This window comes from Enterobacter sp. Bisph1 (genome assembly GCF_000814905.1).
Taxonomy (GTDB): Bacteria; Pseudomonadota; Gammaproteobacteria; order Enterobacterales; family Enterobacteriaceae; genus Kosakonia.
In genome coordinates, this window is record NZ_JXAG01000029.1 from 40,197 (window position 1) to 60,974 (window position 20,778).

A 20,778-nucleotide genomic window follows, 5' to 3' on the forward strand; every position below is an offset into this window, starting at 1 on the left:
GTGAATACTGCCATAAAAATGTGCACAGAAAACGCAAGCACTATCACAGATGGCAGATTCCACTGCGATACGTTATAAGTAAAACAATGAGTTACGTACCACTTAACAGAAGAGGTGGAAAATGTTAGATGCAATTTGCCAGCTCGCGCGCGAAGCGGGCGATGCTATTATGCAGGTTTACGATGGCCATCAGCCGATGGAGGTCACCAGCAAAGTGGACGACTCTCCGGTCACGGCTGCGGATATTGCGGCGCACGGGGTGATTGTGCGCGGCTTACAGGCGTTGACGCCGGAGATCCCGGTGCTCTCAGAAGAAGATCCGCCCAGCTGGGCGATTCGCCAGAGTTGGGGACGATACTGGCTGGTGGATCCGCTGGACGGCACCAAAGAGTTTATCAAGCGCAACGGCGAGTTTACCGTCAATATTGCTTTGATCGAAAATGGGAAACCGGTGCTTGGCGTGGTGTATGCGCCGGTGCTGAAAGTGATGTATTCGGCGGCGGAAGGTAAAGCCTGGAAAGATGACGCCGGGCATCATCAGCAGATCCAGGTGCGTGATGCGCGCCCGCCGCTGGTGGTGGTAAGCCGCTCTCATGCCGATGATGAACTGAAAGAGTATTTGCAGCAGCTTGGGGAGCATCAGACCACGGCGATTGGCTCCTCGCTGAAGTTCTGCCTGGTGGCGGAAGGTAAAGCGCAGCTTTACCCGCGCTTTGGGCCGACCAACGTCTGGGATACCGCGGCGGGTCACGCGGTGGCGGTCGCCGCCGGGGCGCACGTTCACGACTGGCAGGGACGCACGCTGGATTACACCCCGCGTGAATCCTTCCTCAATCCCGGTTTCCGCGTCTCGCTCTACTGAGCGAGCAGCTTATGCAGCAGGTCAATTACCTGCTGCACTTCCTGCTGGCTGAGGCCGCCATCTTTGGCGAACTGCACGCGACCGTTTTTATCCAGCACCACCACCGCCGAGCTTTCCTCTTCCAGTTGCCAGGCTTTGCGCGTCACGCCTTCGCTATCCACAATCACCTGCGACCACGGATAGAGCTTCTTATTACTTTCAATGCTGCTGCGCACAAACATGGCGCTGCCGGGAATGGCATCGTCGGTGTTAACGATGGTGGTGGTTTGGTATTTATCGTGAGGAAGTTTCGCCGCCTTGATCGCCTCTATCAGCCCGGCATTCTTCTCTTTGGCTGACGATCGACCGGCAATATGCTGCACCACTCGCACTTTGCCAGCAAGTTGGGCGCTGTTCCATTTTTTATAGCTAAACTTATCGTTATCGAGAATCAACTCCCCTCTGTCGGCTATGCCCACAGGCGGCACGCGCTGGTTGTTTTCAAAATTATGCGCTGCGGCAACCAGCGGCAGTAACAGGCAAGTCGCTGCCAGGATGTTACGTAGGGTCATGGCGTTTCCTTTATCTGTTGCGTTTATTGTCTTTATGCAGGTGATCCGACCACTTGGGATCGTCTTTCAATCATAAATGCGATTAATGCGTTTTTCCCGCAATCCGGGTGCCAGTTTGCGTGTGAACGCACATAACTGTAAAAAAATGTCGGCTTATACTGCGCATATTGCCGCTTTGAAAAGAATATTCTGAATAATTGTCATCAGATGGTAAATAAAGTTATTCACACTATGTATCGGTTAGGTTCTGAACTATAGTCATTGAGCATTAAAATTTGCGCTCATCGACGCTGGTCCGATTGTGGAACCGCAAGAGCGTAATGTTCTACAGGAGATATAAGAATGAAAATTTTCCAGCGTTACAACCCACTCCAGGTGGCAAAGTACGTAAAAATCCTGTTCCGTGGACGGTTGTATATTAAGGACGTTGGCGCTTTCGAGTTTGATAAAGGTAAAATCCTGATCCCGAAAGTGAAAGACATACAGCATCTGTCTGTGATGTCTGAAGTTAACCGTCAGGTTATGCGTCTGCAGACCGAAATGGCTTAACAGCAGTGCTATGCAGTAGTTTAAGTATAAAAAAAACGGCCCCGCAGGGGCCGTTGACGTTTCTGCGGCAGATCAGGCCGCGCCTTTATCCTCAGCATCCGGCAGCTTTGGCGTCAGCACGGCGGCGCGCGTATCGATACGGGTCACCAACAGCTGATCGATGCGGTAGTTATCAATATCCACCACTTCGAATTTGTAGCCGGAAAACTTCACCGAATCCGTACGTTTCGGGATCTTACGCAGCATAAACATCATAAAACCGCCGATGGTTTCATAATTGCCGGACTGCGGAAACTCATCGATATCCAGCACGCGCATCACGTCATCAATCGGCGTACCGCCATCAATCAGCCATGAGTTCTCATCGCGGGCGACTATCATCTCTTCCAGCCCCTGACCAATCAGATCGCCCATCAGCGTGGTCATCACATCGTTCAGGGTGATAACGCCGACCACCAGCGCATATTCGTTCATGATCACCGCGAAGTCTTCCCCTGCGGTTTTGAAACTTTCCAGCGCTTCGGAGAGCGTCAGGGTATCCGGCACAATCAGGGTATTGCGGATCTGCACGCCGCTGTTAAGGGCCATGCTCTGGTTTGCCAGCACGCGGTTAAGCAAGTCTTTCGAATCAACGTAGCCGACGATATGGTCAATATCGTCCTTACAGACCAGAAACTTCGAGTGCGGATGCTCGGATACTTTATTTTTCAGGCTCTGCTCGTCTTCATGCAGGTCGAACCAAATGACGTTTTCACGAGACGTCATAGAAGACGGTACGGTACGCGACTCCAGCTCAAACACGTTCTCAATCAGTTCATGTTCTTGCTTACGCAGCACCCCGGCCAGCGCACCGGCTTCGAACACCGCGTAAATATCGTCCGAGGTGATATCGTCATTACGCGCCATGGGCAGTTTAAAAATGCGGAAAATAACGTTGGCCAGACCGTTGAAGAACCAGACCAGCGGGCGAAAAACGAATAAGCAGAAGCGCATCGGGTTGATGATACGCAAAGCCACGGCTTCGGGCGCAATCATACCGATGCGTTTCGGTGTCAGGTCGGCAAAGAGGATAAAGAGACCGGTCACCAGCGAGAAGGAGATAATAAAGCTCAGCTGTTCAGCCAGCTCCGGGGAGATAACCTTGATCAACAGGCTGTAAAAAACAGGGGAGAATGCCGCGTCGCCGACGATACCGCCAAGGATGGCAACGGCGTTGAGGCCAATTTGCACCACCGTAAAGAAGGTGCCGGGGGTTTCCTGCATTTTCAGAATACGTTGTGCGTTGATGTTGCCGTCATCGGCCAGAAGTTTAAGTTTAATTTTTCGCGATGCGGCGAGCGAAATCTCGGATAACGAGAAAAACGCACTAACCGCGATCAGACAGAGTATGACTAAGATACTGTTTAACATAATTTATCCAGCTATTAACCGGATCCTCGGAAGGGGTTTTTGAATATCCATGTGGTAAACACAATGAAAGCCGGTCCGAAGCGGTGGACCGGCAATTTCGAGGGGTAGTATAGCGTAAGGGTGTTACAAGCTGCCAGAGGCTTAATTTTCACCGTTGCTTGGTGAGAAAAGCCACATGTTTTCAGGGGTTAAGCTGCGGTGGCAAGCAGACGCCAATCCCGCCGATACCGCAATAGCCATGCGGGTTTTTATACAAATACTGTTGATGATCATCTTCAGCGTAATAGAACGGCGTCGCGGTTTTAATTTCTGTCGTGACCTGTCGTGTGTCGCCTGCGCTCTGCATCGCTTGCTGGAAACGGGCAAGGCTTTCCTGGGCGGCGTCGCTTTGCTCCTGGGTCAGGGGATAGATTGCCGAACGGTACTGGGTGCCGAGATCGTTGCCCTGACGCATACCTTGGGCCGGATCGTGGTTTTCCCAGAACACCTGCAGCAATTTTTCATAACTCACCACGTTCGGGTCATACACCACGCGCACCGCTTCCGCATGGCCGGTCATCCCGGAGCACACTTCGCGATAGGTCGGGTTTGGCGTATAGCCACCGGTGTAGCCCGCGGCGGTGCTGTAAACGCCCTCCAGCTGCCAGAACAGGCGTTCAACGCCCCAGAAGCAGCCCATGGCGAACAAGGCCGTTTCAAAGCCTTGCGGGACATGGCTCATTGAATGCTCGTTAACAGCATGTAAACTGGCTACGGGCATCGGCGTATTGCGTCCGGGCAATGCATCTGACGGGGAAACAAGGTCTTTTTTATCGAATAGACTCACGGTGATACCTCCCGGAGGGGCTAATTGCGGTTAGGGTTGTGTTGCGGCCGTTGTTTTAACACAATACACGGCCTAAACCAGACTAGATTTAAAATAAGAAAGTTTGGGATAGTCGTCCGTTTTTCAATCTGTGTTAACAGATTTTTATCGGCTTGTGTTTTGTTGTAAAGCAAAACCGGGCTCAGCGCGGAGTTGCGCTTACGTTTCCTTCCAGGGGTGGGAACAAGGATATTCAGGAGAGAACGTGCCAAAGATCCGTCTGCTATGTTGTGCCGCGTTGTTGCTGGTGAGTGAAACGGCTTTCGCCGCCGATGTGCGATTGCAACTCGAAGGGCTAACCGGGGCGTTGCAAAAGAACGTCCGCGCCCAGTTATCCACCATTCAAAGCGATGAAGTCACACCGGATCGCCGTTTTCAGGCGCGGGTGGATGACGCCATCCGCGAGGGGTTAAAAGCCTTAGGCTACTACGAACCGACTATTGAATTTGAACTGCGCCCGCCGCCGGTGAAAGGTCGGCAGGTATTAATCGCCCGCGTAAAGGCCGGCGAGCCGGTGCTGATTGGCGGAACGAACGTTATCCTGCGCGGCGGCGCACGCACCGACAGCGATTATTTGACGCTATTGAAAAAACGTCCCGCTATCGGCACCGTGCTGCACCATAACGATTATGACAGCTTTAAAAAGTCGCTCACCCGCGTGGCGTTACGCAAAGGCTACTTTGACAGCCAGTTCACCAAAAGCCAGCTTGGCGTCGCGCTGGACCGCCGCCAGGCGTTCTGGGATATCGATTACGACAGCGGCGAGCGCTACCGCTTTGGCAAGGTCACCTTTCGAGGCTCGCAGATTCGCGAGGAGTATCTGCAAAACCTGGTGCCTTTCCATGAAGGGGATTACTACCAGACGCAGGAGCTGGCGGAGCTAAACCGCCGCCTTTCCGCCACCGGCTGGTTTAATTCGGTGATTGTTGCGCCGGAGTTCGAGAAAGCGCGAAAAACGAAAATTCTGCCGCTGCAGGGCGTGGTTTCGCCGCGCACGGAAAACACCATCGAAACCGGGGTCGGATTCTCGACCGATGTCGGTCCGCGCGTCAGAGCCACCTGGAAAAAACCGTGGGTGAACTCCTACGGCCACAGCCTGACCACCAGCGCCAGTATTTCGGCGCCCGAACAGCAGCTCGATTTCAGCTACAAAATGCCGCTGTTGAAAAATCCCCTTGAGCAATATTACCTGGCGCAGGGCGGTTTTAAACGTACCGATCTAAATGACACGAAGGCGGATTCCACTACCCTTGCGCTGTCTCGCTATTGGGAGCTCTCCAGCGGCTGGCAGCGTGCGATTAACCTGCGCTGGAGCCTCGATCACTTTACGCAGGCCAATGTCACCAATACCACCATGCTGCTCTACCCGGGCGTGATGATCAGCCGCACTCGCTCGCGCGGCGGCCTGATGCCAACCTGGGGCGATTCACAGCGCTACTCAGTGGACTACTCCAATACCGCCTGGGGGTCCGATGTCGACTTCCTGGTACTGCAGGCACAAAACGTTTGGATCCGCACCCTGTACGATCGCCACCGTTTCGTGGCGCGCGGTAACCTCGGCTGGATCGAAACCGGTGATTTTGAACGTGTACCGCCGGATCTGCGTTTCTTCGCCGGTGGCGATCGCAGTATTCGCGGCTACAAATACAAATCTATCGCCCCGAGAAATGACGACGGCAAACTGATCGGTGCCTCGAAGCTGGCGACCGGTTCACTGGAATATCAGTACAACGTGACCGGTAAGTGGTGGGGCGCGGCGTTTATCGACAGCGGCGAAGCGGTTAGCGACATCCGGCGCAGCAACGTGAAAACCGGCGCGGGCATTGGCGTGCGCTGGGAATCGCCCGTCGGGCCCGTTAAGCTCGATTTCGCGGTGCCGGTGGGGGATAAAGAAGAACACGGACTGCAGTTTTATATCGGATTGGGGCCGGAATTATGAGTTTATGGAAGAAAATCAGTCTCGGCATCCTCGCCTTTATCCTGCTGCTACTGGTTACCGTGGCCTTGCTGGTGGGCACCACCCCCGGTCTGCATCTGTTATTTAAAGCCGCCAACCGCTGGGTGCCGGGGCTGGAGATTAGCCAGGTGACCGGCGGCTGGCGCGATTTGACGCTAAAAAATATCCGTTATACCCAGCCGGGCGTGGCGGTGAATGCCGGGGAAGTCCATCTGGCGGTTAACCTCGGTTGTCTGCGCAACAGCAGCCTGTGCGTCAACGACCTGTCGTTAAAAGATATCAATGTGGTTATCGACAGCAAAAAAATGGCGCCCACGAAGCCTGTCGAAGAGGTCGATAACGGGCCGCTCAATCTCTCCACGCCTTACCCGATAACTTTAAGCCGGGTAGCGCTCAATAATATCAATATCAACATTGATGACACTACCGTCTCGGTAATGGACTTCAGCTCTGGCCTGCACTGGCAGGAGAAGAACCTGACGCTGAAACCGACGTCGCTGCAGGGGCTACTAATCGCCCTGCCGAAAGTAGCGGATGTGGCGCAAAAAGAGGTGGTAGAGCCGAAAATTCAGAATCCGCAGCCGCAGGAAAAGCCCCTTGGTGAAACCATGAAGGTGCTGTTTGAAAAACCGCTGCTGCCGGAGATGACCGATGTTCACCTGCCGCTGAATCTTAATATCGAGGCGTTTCGCGGCGAACAGCTGCGCCTTACCGGCGACACCGACATTCTGGTGCGTAGCCTGCTGCTGAAAGTGAGCAGTATTGACGGGCAAATGAAGCTCGATGCGCTAGAAGTGGATTCCAATCAGGGGCAGGTAAGCGCCACCGGCAGCGCCCAGCTGCGCGATAACTGGCCGGTGGACATCACCCTCAATACGGCGCTCAATTTTGACCCGCTGAAAGGGGAGAAGGTAAAGCTAAAAGTCGGCGGCGAAGTGCGTAAACAGCTCAACGTTGCTGTCAATCTTTCCGGCCCGGTTGATATGACGCTGCAAGCGCAAACCCAGCTGGCGGAAGCCGGTTTGCCGCTGAATCTGGAGATAGCCAGTAAGCAACTTTACTGGCCCTTTACCGGGGATAAACAGTACCAGGCGGACAACGTTAGCCTGAAGCTTTCCGGCAAAATGACCGACTATACGCTGGCTTTTCGCGCGGCGGTAAAAGGCCAAAGTGTGCCGCCTGCCACCATTACCCTTGAGGCCAAAGGGAATGAACAGCAATTGAATCTTGATAAGCTGGTGATTGCTGCGCTGGAAGGCAAAACCGAGCTGAAAGCGCTGCTCGACTGGCAGCAGGCGATCAGCTGGAGCGGCGCGTTGACCCTCACCGGCATTGATACAGCGAAAGCGTTCCCCGACTGGCCGTCAAAAATTAACGGTTCCATCAAAACCCGCGGCAGCCTGTACGGCGGTAGTTGGCAGGTGGATGTGCCGGAGCTGAAGCTCAGCGGTAACGTCAAAGAGAACAAGGTCAACGTTGACGGACAGATCAAAGGCAACAGTTATCTGCAATGGATCATTCCGGGACTGCATCTCACCCTTGGCAAAAACAGCGCCGATATTAAAGGGGAGCTGGGAGTCAAAGATCTTAACCTTGATGCCACTATTGACGCGCCGGGGCTGAACAATGCGCTGCCGGGTCTTGGCGGTACGGCAAAAGGATTGGTGAAGATTCGCGGTACGGTGGATGCCCCGCAGGCGCTGGCGGACATTACCGCCAACAATTTGCGCTGGCAGGAACTCTCTGTTTCCCGCGTACGCGTGGAAGGCGATGTGAAATCCAGCGATCAGATTGGCGGCAAACTCAACGTGCGCGTGGAGCGTATTGTCCAGCCAGGCGTTAATATCAGCCTTGTGCAGCTTGCGGCGGACGGTAATGAAAAGCAGCATAAATTGCAGCTGCGGCTGCAGGGCGAGCCGGTTTCCGGTCAGCTTAACCTGTCAGGCAGTTTTGACCGCCAGCAGCAGCGCTGGAAAGGTACTCTCAGCGATACGCGCTTTGCAACGCCCGTGGGGCCCTGGTCCATCAACCACCCGGTAACGCTTGATTATCGCAACCAGGAGCAAAAAATCGCCATCGGTCCCCACTGCTGGCTTAACCCCAATGCCGAGCTGTGCATTCCGCAAACCGTTGACGTTGGTGAGACGGGGCGGGCGGTTATCAATCTGAACCGCTTTTATCTGGCGATGCTGAAACCCTTTATGCCGGAAACAACCCAGGCAAGCGGCATGTTCAGCGGTAAAGCGGATATCAGCTGGGATGCCACCAAAGCTGGCTTACCGCAGGGGGAAGTGACGCTCTCCGGGCGTGGCGTGAAGGTGACGCAAATCGTCAACGATGCGCCGCTGCCGGTGGCCTTCGATACGCTCAATCTGAATGCGAAACTGAGTAATAACCGTGCCGATTTAGGATGGCTTATCCGCTTGAGTAATAACGGTCAGTTCGATGGCAAGATCCAGGTGACGGATCCGCAGGGGCGGCGCAATCTCGGCGGCAACGTTAATATTCGCAACTTCTCACTGGCCATGGCGAACGCCATCTTTAGCCGGGGTGAAAAAGCCGTGGGTACCCTCAACGCCAACTTGCGCCTGGGCGGCAATGTGCAAAGTCCGCAGCTGTTCGGGCAACTGGGGCTGAACGGCGTAGATATTGATGGCAACTTTATGCCTTTTGATATGCAGCCGAGCCAGCTGGCGATCAATTTCAACGGCATGCGCTCAACCTTGCAGGGTGTTGTACGCACCGGGCAGGGGGAGATTAACCTCAGCGGCGACGCCGACTGGAGTCAGATTGATAACTGGCGCGCTCGCGTGGCGGCCAAAGGCAGCAAAGTGCGGATTACCGTGCCGCCGATGGTGCGACTTGATGTCTCGCCGGATGTGGTGTTTGAAGCCACGCCACGCCTGTTTACGCTGGATGGCGATGTGGATGTACCCTGGGCGCGCATTGTGGTGCACGATCTGCCGGAAAGCGCCGTCGGCGTCTCCAGCGACGAAGTGATGCTGAACGATCAGCTGCAGCCGGAGGAGCGGAAAAGCGCGTCGATTCCGATTAACAGTAACGTCACGGTGCATGTCGGCAACAACGTGCGGCTCAACGCCTTCGGCCTGAAAGCGCGCCTGACGGGCGATCTGAAAGTGGCCCAGGATAAGCAGGGCCTGGGGCTGAACGGCCAGATCAATATTCCGGAAGGGCGTTTCCGCGCGTATGGTCAGGATTTGCTGGTGCGCAAAGGCGAGCTGCTGTTCTCCGGGCCGCCGGATCAGCCGATGCTCAATATTGAAGCGATTCGTAACCCGGAAGCCACGGAGAATGGGGTGATTGCCGGCGTGCGCGTGACCGGCAATGCCGATGAGCCGAAAGCGGAAATCTTCTCCGACCCGGCGATGTCGCAACAAGAAGCCCTCTCGTACCTCCTGCGCGGCCAGGGGCTGGATAGCGGGCAGAGCGACAGTGCGGCGATGACCTCCATGCTGATTGGCTTAGGGGTTGCACAAAGTGGTCAGGTTGTGGGTAAAATCGGCGAGACTTTTGGCGTCAGCAATCTGGCGCTGGACACCCAGGGCGTCGGTGACTCTTCCCAGGTGGTGGTCAGCGGCTATGTGTTGCCGGGTCTACAAGTAAAATATGGTGTAGGAATTTTTGACTCACTGGCGACTCTCACGTTACGTTATCGTCTGATGCCTAAGCTGTATCTTGAAGCGGTGTCTGGCGTAGATCAGGCACTTGATTTGCTCTATCAGTTTGAGTTTTAGCAATGCGAATATTTGTTTACGGCAGTTTACGACGCAAGCAGGGCAACAGCCACTGGATGACCAATGCGCAGTGGCTGGGGGACTTTTGTGTCGAAAATCATCAGCTGTACAGCCTGGGGCACTATCCGGGAGCCGTAGCCGGTGAAGGAAGCGTGAAGGGCGAAGTGTACCGTATCGACGCGGCGACGCTCGGAGAGCTGGACGCGCTGCGCACCGCGGGCGGCGAGTACAAACGTCAGCTGATCCAGACGCCTTATGGCAGCGCCTGGATGTATGTTTACCAGCGCTCGGTTGAGGGGAAAACCTTGATTGAGAGCGGTAACTGGCTCGACCGCGAACAGTATCAGAAGTAATCATGCAAAGAGAACCGCGCCGCAGGGCGCGGTTTTTTTATGCCTGCAGCTTTCGCGGAAGAAAAAAGGGAATAAACAGCATCAGGTAGGGCGCGATAAGCCAGATAAGGCACAGCGCACGCGAATAGCCTGCGTGATTAATGCAGCGGGTATTACTGGATATCACCGGCAGGAAAAAGATCAGAAAAACGACGATGCTAAACGCGCGATAAATCCGTTTGCTGAGAAAAGCCCCGGCTGCATCCCGTGCAGGTAAACAAACAACAGATATAAAAAAACCCTGAGCGCCGGGCGCGTCAGGGTTTCATTCGGCGAAACCGGCTTACTTCTTCGCAGCACGCTCGAAGGAGGCAACGATTTCCGCTTTCGCGGCTTCAGCGTTTTCCCAGCCGTCAACTTTCACCCATTTGCCTTTTTCGAGATCTTTATAGTGCTCGAAGAAGTGCGTGATCTGTGCTTTCAGCAGTTCCGGCAGGTCGTTCACATCTTTAATGTGATCGTACTCTTTGCTCAGTTTGGTGTGCGGCACGGCAACCAGTTTGGCATCTTCACCGGATTCGTCGGTCATTTTCAGTACGCCAACCGGACGGCAGCGGATAACGGAACCTGGCTCCAGCGGGTACGGCGTCGGCACCAGTACGTCAACCGGGTCACCATCCAGAGAGAGGGTGTGGTTGATATAGCCATAGTTGCACGGATAGAACATCGCGGTGGACATAAAGCGGTCAACGAACAGCGCGCCGCTCTCTTTGTCTACTTCGTATTTGATCGGATCAGCGTTAGCCGGAATTTCGATAACAACATAGATATCTTCTGGCAGATCTTTACCCGCCGGGACGTTCAGTAAGCTCATGTTTGTTTCCTTTAAAATGTGTGGCAAACAAGTGCCGGGTATTATAGCCAACTGGCGGTGAATGTCTTGGGCTGTTTTAACCGGCTCACACTTTTTTCGGCGCTTTCTGGCACTAATTTATGACTGTTTTATCCATAACCATAGCAGCATCCTCAATAATTTTGTGTAACCGATTACAGTGATTTCATCACTCGGTCCATTGATGGTAAATATCTGCAATTTCAATGGATAAATCAGGTGAATGAAAACAGCGCTTTTCGCGTGTCAGATCTCAACTGCATATCAACATTTTATTAACTTTTCCGATTTGTGATGTAACGCATTTTGTTACATCTCCGATTGTCTATAGTTTTCTCCGCAGGCGAAGTTGTAGCCAACAATAACCCTTGAGGATGCTCTTATGTGGAAGCGCTTACTTCTTGTCACAGCAGTTTCGGCAGCCATGTCGTCTATGGCGATGGCCGCCCCGTTAACCGTAGGATTTTCGCAGGTCGGATCTGAATCCGGCTGGCGAGCCGCTGAAACCAACGTCGCGAAAAGCGAAGCCAGCAAGCGTGGCATCACGCTGAAAATCGCTGACGGTCAGCAAAAACAGGAAAACCAACTTAAAGCGGTACGCTCCTTTATCGCCCAGGGCGTCGATGCGATCTTTATCGCGCCGGTGGTAGCGACAGGCTGGGAGCCGGTGTTGAAAGAAGCCAAAGACGCCAAAATCCCGGTCTTTCTGCTCGACCGCTCAATTGATGTCAAAGATAAATCGCTGTTTATGACCACCGTGACCGCCGACAACATCCTTGAAGGCAAGCTGATTGGCGAATGGCTGGTGAAAACCGTCAACGGTAAACCTTGTAACGTCGTTGAGCTGCAGGGCACCGTGGGTGCAAGCGTGGCTATCGATCGTAAGAAAGGGTTTGCCGAAGCCATCTCCAAAGCCTCCAACATTAAGATCATTCGTTCTCAGTCTGGCGACTTTACCCGCAGCAAAGGTAAAGAGGTGATGGAGAGCTTTATCAAGGCGGAAAACAACGGCAAAAACATCTGCATGGTTTACGCCCATAACGATGACATGGTCATTGGTGCGATTCAGGCCATTAAGGAAGCCGGTCTAAAACCGGGCAAAGATATTCTCACCGGCTCAATTGACGGCGTACCGGATATCTATAAAGCGATGATCGACGGCGAAGCCAATGCCAGCGTTGAACTGACGCCGAACATGGCTGGTCCGGCGTTTGATGCGCTGGAGAAATATAAAAAGGACGGCACCGAGCCGCCGAAGCTGACCATTACCAAATCGACGCTCTATTTGCCGGACACGGCGAAAGAGGAGCTCGAGAAGAAGAAAAACATGGGTTACTGAGTCGCAAAAACCCTCTCCCCGCCGGGGAGGGGGTCAATGTGTAAGGGGTCACAATGAACGCGGAAGCACACCAGGAAATCCTGCGTACTGAAGGCTTAAGTAAATTCTTTCCCGGCGTCAAAGCGCTCGATAACGTGGATTTTAGCCTGCGCCGCGGCGAGATCATGGCCCTGCTCGGGGAAAACGGCGCGGGAAAATCGACGCTGATAAAAGCCTTAACCGGGGTTTATCACGCAGATAAAGGTGCCATCTGGCTGGAAGGTCAACAAATCAACCCAAAAAACACCGCTCACGCCCAGCAGCTGGGCATCGGGACGGTGTACCAGGAAGTGAACCTGCTGCCCAATATGTCGGTGGCGGATAACCTGTTTATTGGCCGCGAGCCTCGACGCTTCGGTCTGCTGCGGCGTAAAGAGATGGAGCAGCGCGCGGCGAAACTAATGGAGTCTTACGGCTTCTCGCTGGATGTGCGCGAGCCCCTCAACCGTTATTCGGTGGCGATGCAGCAGATTGTCGCGATTTGCCGCGCCATCGATCTCTCCGCGAAGGTGTTGATCCTTGATGAACCCACCGCCAGCCTCGACACCCAGGAAGTGGAGATGCTGTTTACCCTGATGCGCCAATTGCGCGATCAGGGCGTTAGCCTGATCTTTGTCACCCATTTTCTCGATCAAGTTTATGAAGTCAGCGATCGTATTACCGTACTGCGCAATGGCGGTTTTGTCGGCTGCAAATCCACCCGCGAGCTGCCGCAAATAGAACTGGTCAAAATGATGCTTGGCCGCGAGCTGGAAAGTAATGCGCTGCAACGCGCCGGACGTACTTTACTGAGTGACAAACCGGTAGCGGCGTTTACCGGTTACGGCAAAAAAGGCGTCATCGCGCCGTTCGATCTGCAGGTGCGGCCCGGCGAAATTGTCGGCCTGGCAGGGCTGTTAGGCTCGGGCCGTACCGAAACCGCCGAAGTGATATTCGGTATTAAACCCGCCGACAGCGGCAGCGCCATGCTGAAAGGCAAACAGCAAAGCTTACGTTCCCCGCATCAGGCTTCCTGCCTGGGCATCGGTTTTTGCCCGGAAGACAGGAAAACCGACGGCATTATCGCCGCCGCATCGGTGCGGGAAAACATTGTGCTGGCTCTACAGGCTCAGCGCGGCTGGCTGCGGCCGATTCCGCGTAAAGAGCAGAACGCCATTGCCGAACGCTTTATTCGCCAGCTCGGCATTCGCACGCCGAACGCCGAGCAGCCGATCGAATTTCTCTCCGGCGGTAACCAGCAAAAAGTCCTGCTGTCGCGCTGGCTGCTGACGCGCCCGCAATTTCTAATTCTTGATGAGCCAACGCGCGGCATCGACGTCGGCGCTCATGCGGAAATTATTCGCCTGATCGAAACCCTCTGTGCCGACGGCCTCGCGCTGCTGGTCATTTCGTCCGAACTGGAGGAGCTGGTGGGCTATGCGGATCGGGTGATTATTATGCGCGATCGCAAACAGGTGGCGGAGATCCCGCTCGCTGAGCTGTCGGTGCCGGCGATCATGAATGCCATTGCGGCGTAAGGAGTAGAGTGTGATGCCTCAATCACTGGGTCAAGCGACGCCGCACAAGCGCCGCTTTCGTTGGCCGACGGGTACGCCGCAGCTGATAGCTCTGCTGCTGGTGCTGGTGGTCGATAGCCTTGTCGCGCCGCATTTTTATCAGGTGGTGTTACAGGATGGTCGTCTATTCGGCAGCCCAATAGATATTCTTAACCGCGCCGCGCCCGTTGCGCTGCTGGCGATTGGCATGACGCTGGTGATCGCCACCGGCGGTATCGATCTCTCCGTTGGCGCGGTAATGGCAATTGCCGGTGCGACGGCGGCCTCGTTAACGGTCGCCGGGCACAGCCTGACGGTGGTGCTGCTGGCGGCGCTCGCCACCGGCGTACTGGCCGGATTATGGAACGGTATCCTGGTCGCGATTTTAAAAATTCAGCCCTTTGTCGCCACGCTGATCCTGATGGTCGCCGGGCGCGGTGTTGCCCAGCTCATTACCTCCGGACAGATCGTTACCTTTAACGCTCCGTCGCTTTCGTGGCTCGGCAGCGGCTCGCTGCTGCTGTTCCCGACACCGGTGATTATCGCGCTGGTGACGCTGCTGTTGTTCTGGGTCTTTACCCGTAAAACCGCCCTCGGCATGTTTATCGAGGCGGTGGGCATTAATATTCGCGCGGCGAAAAACGCCGGGGTGAATACGCGCCTTGTCGTGATGCTGACCTATGTGCTGAGCGGCGTCTGCGCGGCAATCGCCGGGGTGATTGTCACGGCGGATATTCGCGGCGCGGATGCCAATAACGCGGGCTTGTGGCTGGAGCTGGACGCCATTCTGGCGGTGGTGATCGGCGGCGCTTCGCTGATGGGCGGGCGCTTTAACCTTGTGCTATCGGTGGTGGGCGCGCTGATTATTCAGGGCATGAACACCGGCATTTTGCTCTCCGGTTTCCAGCCGGAACTCAACCAGGTGGTGAAAGCGGTGGTGGTGATGTGCGTACTGATTGTGCAGTCGCCGCGCTTTATCGCGTTGATTAAAGGAGTACGCGGTCATGATAAAACGTAACTTACCGCTGATGATAACGCTGGGCGTATTTGTGCTCGGCTACCTCTACTGCCTGACACAATTTCCCGGCTTTGCCTCAACAAGGGTGATTTGTAACATCCTTACCGACAACGCGTTTCTGGGGATTATTGCCGTCGGCATGACGTTTGTGATCCTTTCGGGTGGCATCGATTTGTCCGTCGGCTCTGTGATCGCCTTCACCGGGGTATTTTTAGCCAAAGCCATTGGCGACTGGGGTATTTCGCCGCTGCTGGCTTTTCCTCTGATTCTTCTGATGGGCACCGCGTTTGGTGCGTTTATGGGGCTGTTGATCGACGCGCTAAAAATTCCGGCGTTTATCATCACCCTGGCGGGGATGTTTTTCCTGCGCGGCGTGAGTTATCTGCTGTCGGAAGAGTCTATTCCCATTAACCATCCGGTCTACGATTCCCTCTCCAGCCTGGCGTGGATGATCCCCGGCGGCGGGCGGTTGAGCGCGATGGGGCTGCTGATGCTGCTGGTGGTGATCGTCGGTATTTTTCTTGCCCACCGCACCCGTTTTGGCAATGAAGTTTACGCCATCGGCGGCAATGCCACTTCGGCTAACCTGATGGGGATTTCAACGCGCAGCACCACTATACGCATCTATATGCTCTCCACCGGCCTTGCGACGCTGGCGGGCATTGTCTTCTCTATTTACACCCAGGCCGGTTACGCGCTGGCGGGCGTCGGCGTTGAACTGGATGCTATCGCCTCGGTGGTCATTGGCGGCACGCTGCTGAGCGGCGGCGTCGGCACGGTGCTCGGCACGCTGTTTGGCGTAGGGATACAAGGACTTATCCAGACCTATATTAACTTTGACGGCACGCTGAGCTCATGGTGGACGAAGATCGCCATCGGCATCCTGTTGTTTATTTTTATCGCGTTGCAACGTGGCCTCACGGTACTGTGGGAGAGCCGCCAAAGCTCACCTGTTACACGCGTTAGCACTACAGCAACAAAATAGTAACATATTGAAAAGGTTGTTTTTCCCTAAAGTAATTCCGGTAGCAGTCGATAACTGTCGAACAAGGCTTAATTCACGCCAAAAAGTATCACTGCTACCGGGATTCATATCATGCTTAAAACGCTTTCGATCCGTACTGGTTTACTTTCTTTACTGGCTGTTATGACACTTCTCCTGCTGCTGGTCAGCGGCATCGGGGTTTACGCACTCAATAAAAGTTCCTCTTCCCTTGAACGCATTAGCCAACTGCAGGGCGAGAAGATGGCGCGCCTGAGCGAAGGCTATACCCTGATTTTGCGTGCACGTAACGAAGCCGGCCAGGCCGTGCGCATGATGGAAGTTGGCTTGCTGGATGATGCTGCTAAATCTGTGAAAATGATCAATGGCGAAATCGAGAACGGCGAGCAAGCGCTGGCTGGTGTGATCAATGCGGGCGTAGATGACGAGCAGGGTTCTGTGCTGCTGGCGCAACTGGCGAAAAGCTACGGCGACTACGTAAGCCAGGGGATTAAACCGATGCAGAACGCGCTAAACCAACAGAGCGCCGATGCCTACTACGATTTGCTGGAAAACAAACTTATCCCGATCTCACGCAAGTTTGATAACGACATGCAGGCATTTCAGAAGTGGAGCGAAGCGCGCGGCAAAGCGGAAGTCACTGCGGTGCAGAGCAGTAAAAATGTCGTAATGATGCTGATTATGGTAGTGGCGCTGCTGGTGGCCGGGATCATTGTGCTGGCCTGGCTGGCGCTGCGTCATATGCTGTTAAAACCGCTGCAAAGCTCAATTGAACAGCTGGAACATGTGGCGGCAGGGGATTTGACCAACGCCAAAACCGAGGTGGCAAGTCAAGAGTTCAACCGGCTAAACGCAGCGATTGAAGAGATGCGTTATGCGCTGATTAGCTCGGTCACGCGCGTGCGTGACGCCAGTTCGCAGATTGATACCGGCAGCCGTGAGCTGGCCGCCGGTAACGTCGATCTGTCGCAGCGTACGGAGTCCACCGCGACGTCGCTGGAGCAAACGGCGGCGAGCATGGAGCAGATCACCGCCACGGTAAAACTTAACGCTGATAACGCCGAGCAGGCGCATAAACTGGCGAAGACGGTTTCAGATACGGCAGATCGCGGCAGCGAAATGGTCTGTTATGTTATTGAAAAAATGCATGAAATCTCATCCAGCTCCGACCGTATCGCCGATATCCTCAGCGTAATCGACACCATCGCTTTCCAGACCAATATCCTTGCACTGAACGCCGCCGTAGAAGCTGCCCGCGCCGGTGAGCAGGGACGCGGTTTTGCCGTAGTGGCAGGCGAAGTGCGCAGCCTCGCCAGCCGCAGCGCCGACTCCGCTAAAGAGATCCGCGCGCTGATCGGTAGTTCTCAGGCGCAGGTCTCAGAAGGCAGCGAGCTGGCGATGCAGGCTGGCGAAACGATGGACGAAATCGCCGAAGAGGTGTTGCGAATGACCAAACTGATGCGTGAAATCGCCAATGCTTCGCAGGAACAAAGCCGCGGCATTGAACAGGTCAATATCGCCGTCAGCCAGATGGATGAGACCGCACAGCAAAATGCGGCGCTGGTTCAGCAATCTTCTGCCGCCACCCGTTCGCTGGAAGAGCAGTCGCGCGAGCTGCTGCAGGCGATGGCGACATTCCGCTTACAACCACAAGGATAATCAGGAACAACGATGGGCGTATGTATTAATTGTGATAACGAAGCGCTGAACGAGAGTGACTACTGCGCGGCGTGCGAGGAGCGCGAATTTAAAAAGATTCGTGGCTGGCTGTTTGTTCCGGCAATTGGCCTGGTACTTTCGTTTCTCGGTTTGATTGTTTCGATTAATACTTCGGTCAGAATATTGATGGATCACTACGGCGAGTTGATTAGCGGGCAGAAAACGCTGCTGATTTTAGAGCTGGTGTTTTTTGTCGCTATGCTCGTCTATTCCCTGTACGTCGGCAGCCTGTTTTTCCGTAAAAAACGCCAACTGCCGCGCTTTTACATCGGTTTTTTGCTGTTATGGCTGGCTTTTTACGCCCTCGATTTACTGCTGGCGCATTATCTTTTGCAACTGTCCTATAGCTACGAAATCGTTAAGGCATTGATTCGTAGCGCGATAAGCGCGGCAATCTGGATCCCCTACTTTCGAGTCTCAGTGCGCGTACAGCGTACCTTCGTGCGATAACGCCTGTCACTCCTCGTCAGCCTGCGGGCTGACAGGGGTTTTGCCACGGAATTCCCCCCTTAAAAAACGCATCCGGAATTGCATAGCGAGAGGCTTTGCGAAGCCGCTCGTGAAAGCCTGGCGACGCGCTTGCACCGCTCATTCATAGCCCTTACCGTCGAGCCAGACTGTTCACCTGGACGACACAGTGACAAATAGCAGCAGCGCGACACCCCATGATGCGGTATTTAAAGCGATAATGTCCCGGCCGGAAGCGGCGCGGGATTTTATCGACATCCATCTGCCGTCTGATCTAAGGGCAATATGCGATCTCACCACCCTCAAGCTGGAATCCACTTCATTTATCGAAGACGATTTACGCCCCTATTTCAGCGATCTGCTGTGGTCCCTTAAAACAACCCACGGCGACGGATACGTTCATCTGTTGATTGAGCACCAGAGTTCTCCCGATGTGCATATGGGTTTTCGCCTGATGCGCTATGCCATTGCCGCGATGCAGAACCACCTTGAGGCCGGTCATAAGAGGCTGCCGCTGGTGATTCCGGTGCTCTATTACGCCGGAAAACGCAGCCCTTATCCCTGGTCGGTGAACTGGCTTGAGGAGTTTGACGATCCGGCGCTGGCCTGGCGTTTATACGGCGGTGCCTTTCCGCTGGTTGATGTGACCGTGATCCCTGATGAGGAGATTAGCCAGCACCGGCATATTGCTGCCCTGACCTGGCTGCAGAAACACGTACGCGCCCTGGCAAAAGTGAAAAGTCTGGAGCCCCTTGTTGTACTCCTAAAATCTAAGTATACGGACGGACAAACTTTGACCATTCTGGTAAATTATTTTATTCAGACGGGTGAGCGTGCGGAACCGAAAACGTTTCTTCGTACGCTTGCTAATCGGCTTCCACAGCATAAGGAGACGCTTATGACCATCGCGGAATATCTTGTACAAGAAGGGCGAGAAAAAGGGATACAGGAAGAGGCCATGAGAATTGCTGCCCAACTTATCAATATGGGGATGTCGCCGGAAATGGTGAAACAGGTGACCAGCTTGTCTGACGACGCACTGAAAAAATCCGTTAGCGATCTTCAGGCCTAACGTTTTGCCGCGCCTGCATTGCTAAAGGGCGTGCGTCCTGTCAGATAACATTTTCTGTATTCGCTAAAAAAAGAACCCCATGTGAAAACATGGGGTTCGGTAGCTTTTAAGGGCCACAGCCGTGGCGCTTAAGGGGTAGTCGGCAAATCAGGCGTCCGGATACTCACGCATATAGCGTTCGACATCGTCCACCATATGTTCGTTTCCGACAAAGAACGGGCGGCGCTGATGCAGGCTTTCCGGCTGGATATCGAGAATACGATCTTTACCGTCGCTGGCTTTACCGCCCGCCTGTTCGGCGAGGAAGGCCATCGGGTTGCATTCGTACAGCAGACGCAGCTTACCCTGCGGGTGGCTGGCGGTGCTTGGGTAGAGATAGATCCCGCCTTTCAGCAGGTTGCGGTGGAAATCCGCCACCAGTGAACCAATATAGCGCGAGGTATAAGGGCGATGCGTCGACTTATCTTCTTCCTGGCAGAACTTGAGGTATTTCTTCACGCCCTGCGGGAATTTGATGTAGTTGCCTTCGTTGATGGAGTAAGTGTTGCCACGCTCCGGAAAACGCATACGCTCCTGGCACAGGCAGAAAACACCCAGCGACGGATCGTAAGTAAAGGCGTGAACGCCGCAGCCGGTGGTGTAAACCAGCATGGTGGACGAACCGTAAACGACATACCCGGCGGCCACCTGCTTGTTGCCCGGCTGCAGGAAATCTTCTTCCGTGACTGGCGTACCGACCGGTGTGACGCGGCGATAGATAGAGAAAATGGTGCCGACGGAGACGTTAACATCGATGTTGGAGGAGCCATCCAGCGGGTCCATCAGCACGACGTATTTTGCATGTTCGCAACCTTCGAAAACGACGATCTCATCTTCTTCTTCGGAGGCGATCCCAGCCACGATATCGCGGGCGCGCAGTGCGGCCTTCAGTTTTTCATTGGCAAACAGGTCGAGTTTTTGTTGCACCTCGCCCTGCACGTTTTCAGCACCGCTTGCACCCAGGATATCGACCAGACCGGCCTTATTGATATCACGATGAATGATCTTGGCGCCCAGTTTTATTGCCGACAGCAAAGCAGTCAATTCACCCGTGGCATGCGAGAACTCATGCTGCTTTTCAACAATAAATTCACCTAACGTTTTCATAACACTTTCCCTGCATTTTTAATATGGAGTAAAGCGATTGTAGCCTGTGGTTTTCAGGTTGCTGGTCACAGCAAGTTCTGGATATTAAACAGCTGGTGCCGTAACAGCCAGAGCTTTCGCAAACGAAAACGCGAAGGTCATGCAACAATACTAACAAACATTCAAAACTCCGTGCACAGGTGAATCGCGCCAGCAACATACGGATTATCCTGAAATGCGTTTCTCTACGCTGCAACATATGGGTAAAATATGCGCCAGTTTAGGAA

General features: G+C 54.3%; 17 protein-coding genes. 12 read left to right on the forward strand and 5 right to left on the reverse strand.

Features of this window, described 5'->3' with window-relative positions:
- Positions 1-121 precede the first annotated feature (121 nt).
- A complete protein-coding gene (gene cysQ, locus RW65_RS04845; RefSeq protein ID WP_039055538.1) occupies positions 122-862 on the forward strand; it encodes a 3'(2'),5'-bisphosphate nucleotidase CysQ in 741 nt (246 codons plus the stop codon).
- Here cysQ and RW65_RS04850 read toward each other — a convergent pair.
- Positions 856-1,413 (reverse strand): YtfJ family protein, encoded by a 558-nt coding sequence (locus RW65_RS04850; protein WP_039055539.1) that lies wholly within the window; start codon positions 1,411-1,413, stop codon positions 856-858. The two genes, cysQ and RW65_RS04850, sit on opposite strands and share 7 nt — an antisense overlap.
- A gap of 342 nt (positions 1,414-1,755) precedes the next feature.
- On the opposite strand from RW65_RS04850, the gene RW65_RS04855 reads away from it, so the two are divergent.
- The gene (locus RW65_RS04855; protein WP_039055540.1) at positions 1,756-1,962 is read left to right on the forward strand and encodes a DUF1107 domain-containing protein; all 207 of its coding nucleotides are present in this window, start codon (positions 1,756-1,758) and stop codon (positions 1,960-1,962) included.
- 72 nt (positions 1,963-2,034) lie between these two features.
- On the opposite strand, the gene paeA is transcribed toward RW65_RS04855, so the two are convergent.
- Positions 2,035-3,372, reverse strand: a complete 1,338-nt coding sequence (gene paeA / locus RW65_RS04860; protein ID WP_039055541.1) for a polyamine export protein PaeA — start codon at positions 3,370-3,372, stop codon at positions 2,035-2,037.
- Positions 3,373-3,553: 181 nt separating this feature from the next.
- Positions 3,554-4,198 (reverse strand): peptide-methionine (S)-S-oxide reductase MsrA, encoded by a 645-nt coding sequence (msrA, locus tag RW65_RS04865; RefSeq protein WP_039055542.1) that lies wholly within the window; start codon positions 4,196-4,198, stop codon positions 3,554-3,556.
- Between the two features lie 244 nt (positions 4,199-4,442).
- Between msrA and tamA the strand changes: the two genes are divergently transcribed.
- Genes tamA through RW65_RS04880 form a run of 3 tightly spaced genes read left to right on the forward strand, consistent with a single transcriptional unit; the run spans position 4,443 to position 10,302 of the window.
- Positions 4,443-6,176, forward strand: a complete 1,734-nt coding sequence (gene tamA, locus RW65_RS04870) for an autotransporter assembly complex protein TamA (protein WP_039055543.1) — start codon at positions 4,443-4,445, stop codon at positions 6,174-6,176.
- Positions 6,173-9,949, forward strand: a complete 3,777-nt coding sequence (gene tamB, locus RW65_RS04875; protein WP_039055544.1) for an autotransporter assembly complex protein TamB — start codon at positions 6,173-6,175, stop codon at positions 9,947-9,949. Before tamA ends, tamB begins: the two co-directional genes overlap by 4 nt.
- 2 nt (positions 9,950-9,951) lie before the next feature.
- Positions 9,952-10,302: a gamma-glutamylcyclotransferase family protein gene (locus RW65_RS04880; RefSeq protein WP_020456270.1), complete on the forward strand. Its 351-nt coding sequence runs from the start codon at positions 9,952-9,954 to the stop codon at positions 10,300-10,302.
- Between the two features lie 322 nt (positions 10,303-10,624).
- Here the strand turns inward: RW65_RS04880 and ppa are convergent, their stop codons facing one another.
- The gene (ppa, locus tag RW65_RS04885) at positions 10,625-11,155 is read right to left on the reverse strand and encodes an inorganic diphosphatase (protein WP_039055545.1); all 531 of its coding nucleotides are present in this window, start codon (positions 11,153-11,155) and stop codon (positions 10,625-10,627) included.
- Between the two features lie 400 nt (positions 11,156-11,555).
- Between ppa and ytfQ the strand changes: the two genes are divergently transcribed.
- The 7 genes from ytfQ (at position 11,556) to RW65_RS04920 (ending at position 19,366) form a co-directional block, all read left to right on the forward strand.
- Entirely contained in the window at positions 11,556-12,512 is a 957-nt protein-coding gene (ytfQ, locus tag RW65_RS04890) for a galactofuranose ABC transporter substrate-binding protein YtfQ (protein ID WP_039055546.1), read from the forward strand.
- 53 nt (positions 12,513-12,565) lie between these two features.
- Positions 12,566-14,068, forward strand: a complete 1,503-nt coding sequence (gene ytfR / locus RW65_RS04895) for a galactofuranose ABC transporter, ATP-binding protein YtfR (RefSeq protein ID WP_039055547.1) — start codon at positions 12,566-12,568, stop codon at positions 14,066-14,068.
- Positions 14,069-14,078: 10 nt separating this feature from the next.
- Positions 14,079-15,104 (forward strand): galactofuranose ABC transporter, ATP-binding protein YtfT, encoded by a 1,026-nt coding sequence (ytfT, locus tag RW65_RS04900; RefSeq protein ID WP_197058864.1) that lies wholly within the window; start codon positions 14,079-14,081, stop codon positions 15,102-15,104.
- Entirely contained in the window at positions 15,091-16,089 is a 999-nt protein-coding gene (yjfF, locus tag RW65_RS04905; RefSeq protein WP_039055549.1) for a galactofuranose ABC transporter, permease protein YjfF, read from the forward strand. Before ytfT ends, yjfF begins: the two co-directional genes overlap by 14 nt.
- A gap of 111 nt (positions 16,090-16,200) precedes the next feature.
- The gene (locus tag RW65_RS04910) at positions 16,201-17,766 is read left to right on the forward strand and encodes a methyl-accepting chemotaxis protein (RefSeq protein WP_039055550.1); all 1,566 of its coding nucleotides are present in this window, start codon (positions 16,201-16,203) and stop codon (positions 17,764-17,766) included.
- Positions 17,767-17,778: 12 nt separating this feature from the next.
- Positions 17,779-18,276 carry a DUF2569 domain-containing protein gene (locus RW65_RS04915; protein WP_039055551.1) on the forward strand — a complete coding sequence of 166 codons (498 nt, stop codon included), beginning with the start codon at positions 17,779-17,781 and terminating at the stop codon, positions 18,274-18,276.
- A gap of 238 nt (positions 18,277-18,514) precedes the next feature.
- Positions 18,515-19,366 carry an Rpn family recombination-promoting nuclease/putative transposase gene (locus RW65_RS04920; RefSeq protein ID WP_052250278.1) on the forward strand — a complete coding sequence of 284 codons (852 nt, stop codon included), beginning with the start codon at positions 18,515-18,517 and terminating at the stop codon, positions 19,364-19,366.
- 147 nt (positions 19,367-19,513) lie between these two features.
- Here the strand turns inward: RW65_RS04920 and fbp are convergent, their stop codons facing one another.
- Positions 19,514-20,512, reverse strand: a complete 999-nt coding sequence (fbp, locus tag RW65_RS04925; RefSeq protein WP_039055553.1) for a class 1 fructose-bisphosphatase — start codon at positions 20,510-20,512, stop codon at positions 19,514-19,516.
- Positions 20,513-20,778: the final 266 nt, after the last annotated feature.

Coding starts and splice junctions, on each gene's coding strand:
- cysQ (WP_039055538.1), top strand. CDS start 122: ATGTTAGATGCAATTTGCCAGCTCGCGCGCGAAGCGGGCGATGCTATT.
- RW65_RS04850 (WP_039055539.1), bottom strand. CDS start 1,413: ATGACCCTACGTAACATCCTGGCAGCGACTTGCCTGTTACTGCCGCTG.
- RW65_RS04855 (WP_039055540.1), top strand. CDS start 1,756: ATGAAAATTTTCCAGCGTTACAACCCACTCCAGGTGGCAAAGTACGTA.
- paeA (WP_039055541.1), bottom strand. CDS start 3,372: ATGTTAAACAGTATCTTAGTCATACTCTGTCTGATCGCGGTTAGTGCG.
- tamB (WP_039055544.1), top strand. CDS start 6,173: ATGAGTTTATGGAAGAAAATCAGTCTCGGCATCCTCGCCTTTATCCTG.
- RW65_RS04880 (WP_020456270.1), top strand. CDS start 9,952: ATGCGAATATTTGTTTACGGCAGTTTACGACGCAAGCAGGGCAACAGC.
- ppa (WP_039055545.1), bottom strand. CDS start 11,155: ATGAGCTTACTGAACGTCCCGGCGGGTAAAGATCTGCCAGAAGATATC.
- ytfQ (WP_039055546.1), top strand. CDS start 11,556: ATGTGGAAGCGCTTACTTCTTGTCACAGCAGTTTCGGCAGCCATGTCG.
- ytfR (WP_039055547.1), top strand. CDS start 12,566: ATGAACGCGGAAGCACACCAGGAAATCCTGCGTACTGAAGGCTTAAGT.
- yjfF (WP_039055549.1), top strand. CDS start 15,091: ATGATAAAACGTAACTTACCGCTGATGATAACGCTGGGCGTATTTGTG.
- RW65_RS04910 (WP_039055550.1), top strand. CDS start 16,201: ATGCTTAAAACGCTTTCGATCCGTACTGGTTTACTTTCTTTACTGGCT.
- RW65_RS04915 (WP_039055551.1), top strand. CDS start 17,779: ATGGGCGTATGTATTAATTGTGATAACGAAGCGCTGAACGAGAGTGAC.
- RW65_RS04920 (WP_052250278.1), top strand. CDS start 18,515: ATGTCCCGGCCGGAAGCGGCGCGGGATTTTATCGACATCCATCTGCCG.
- fbp (WP_039055553.1), bottom strand. CDS start 20,512: ATGAAAACGTTAGGTGAATTTATTGTTGAAAAGCAGCATGAGTTCTCG.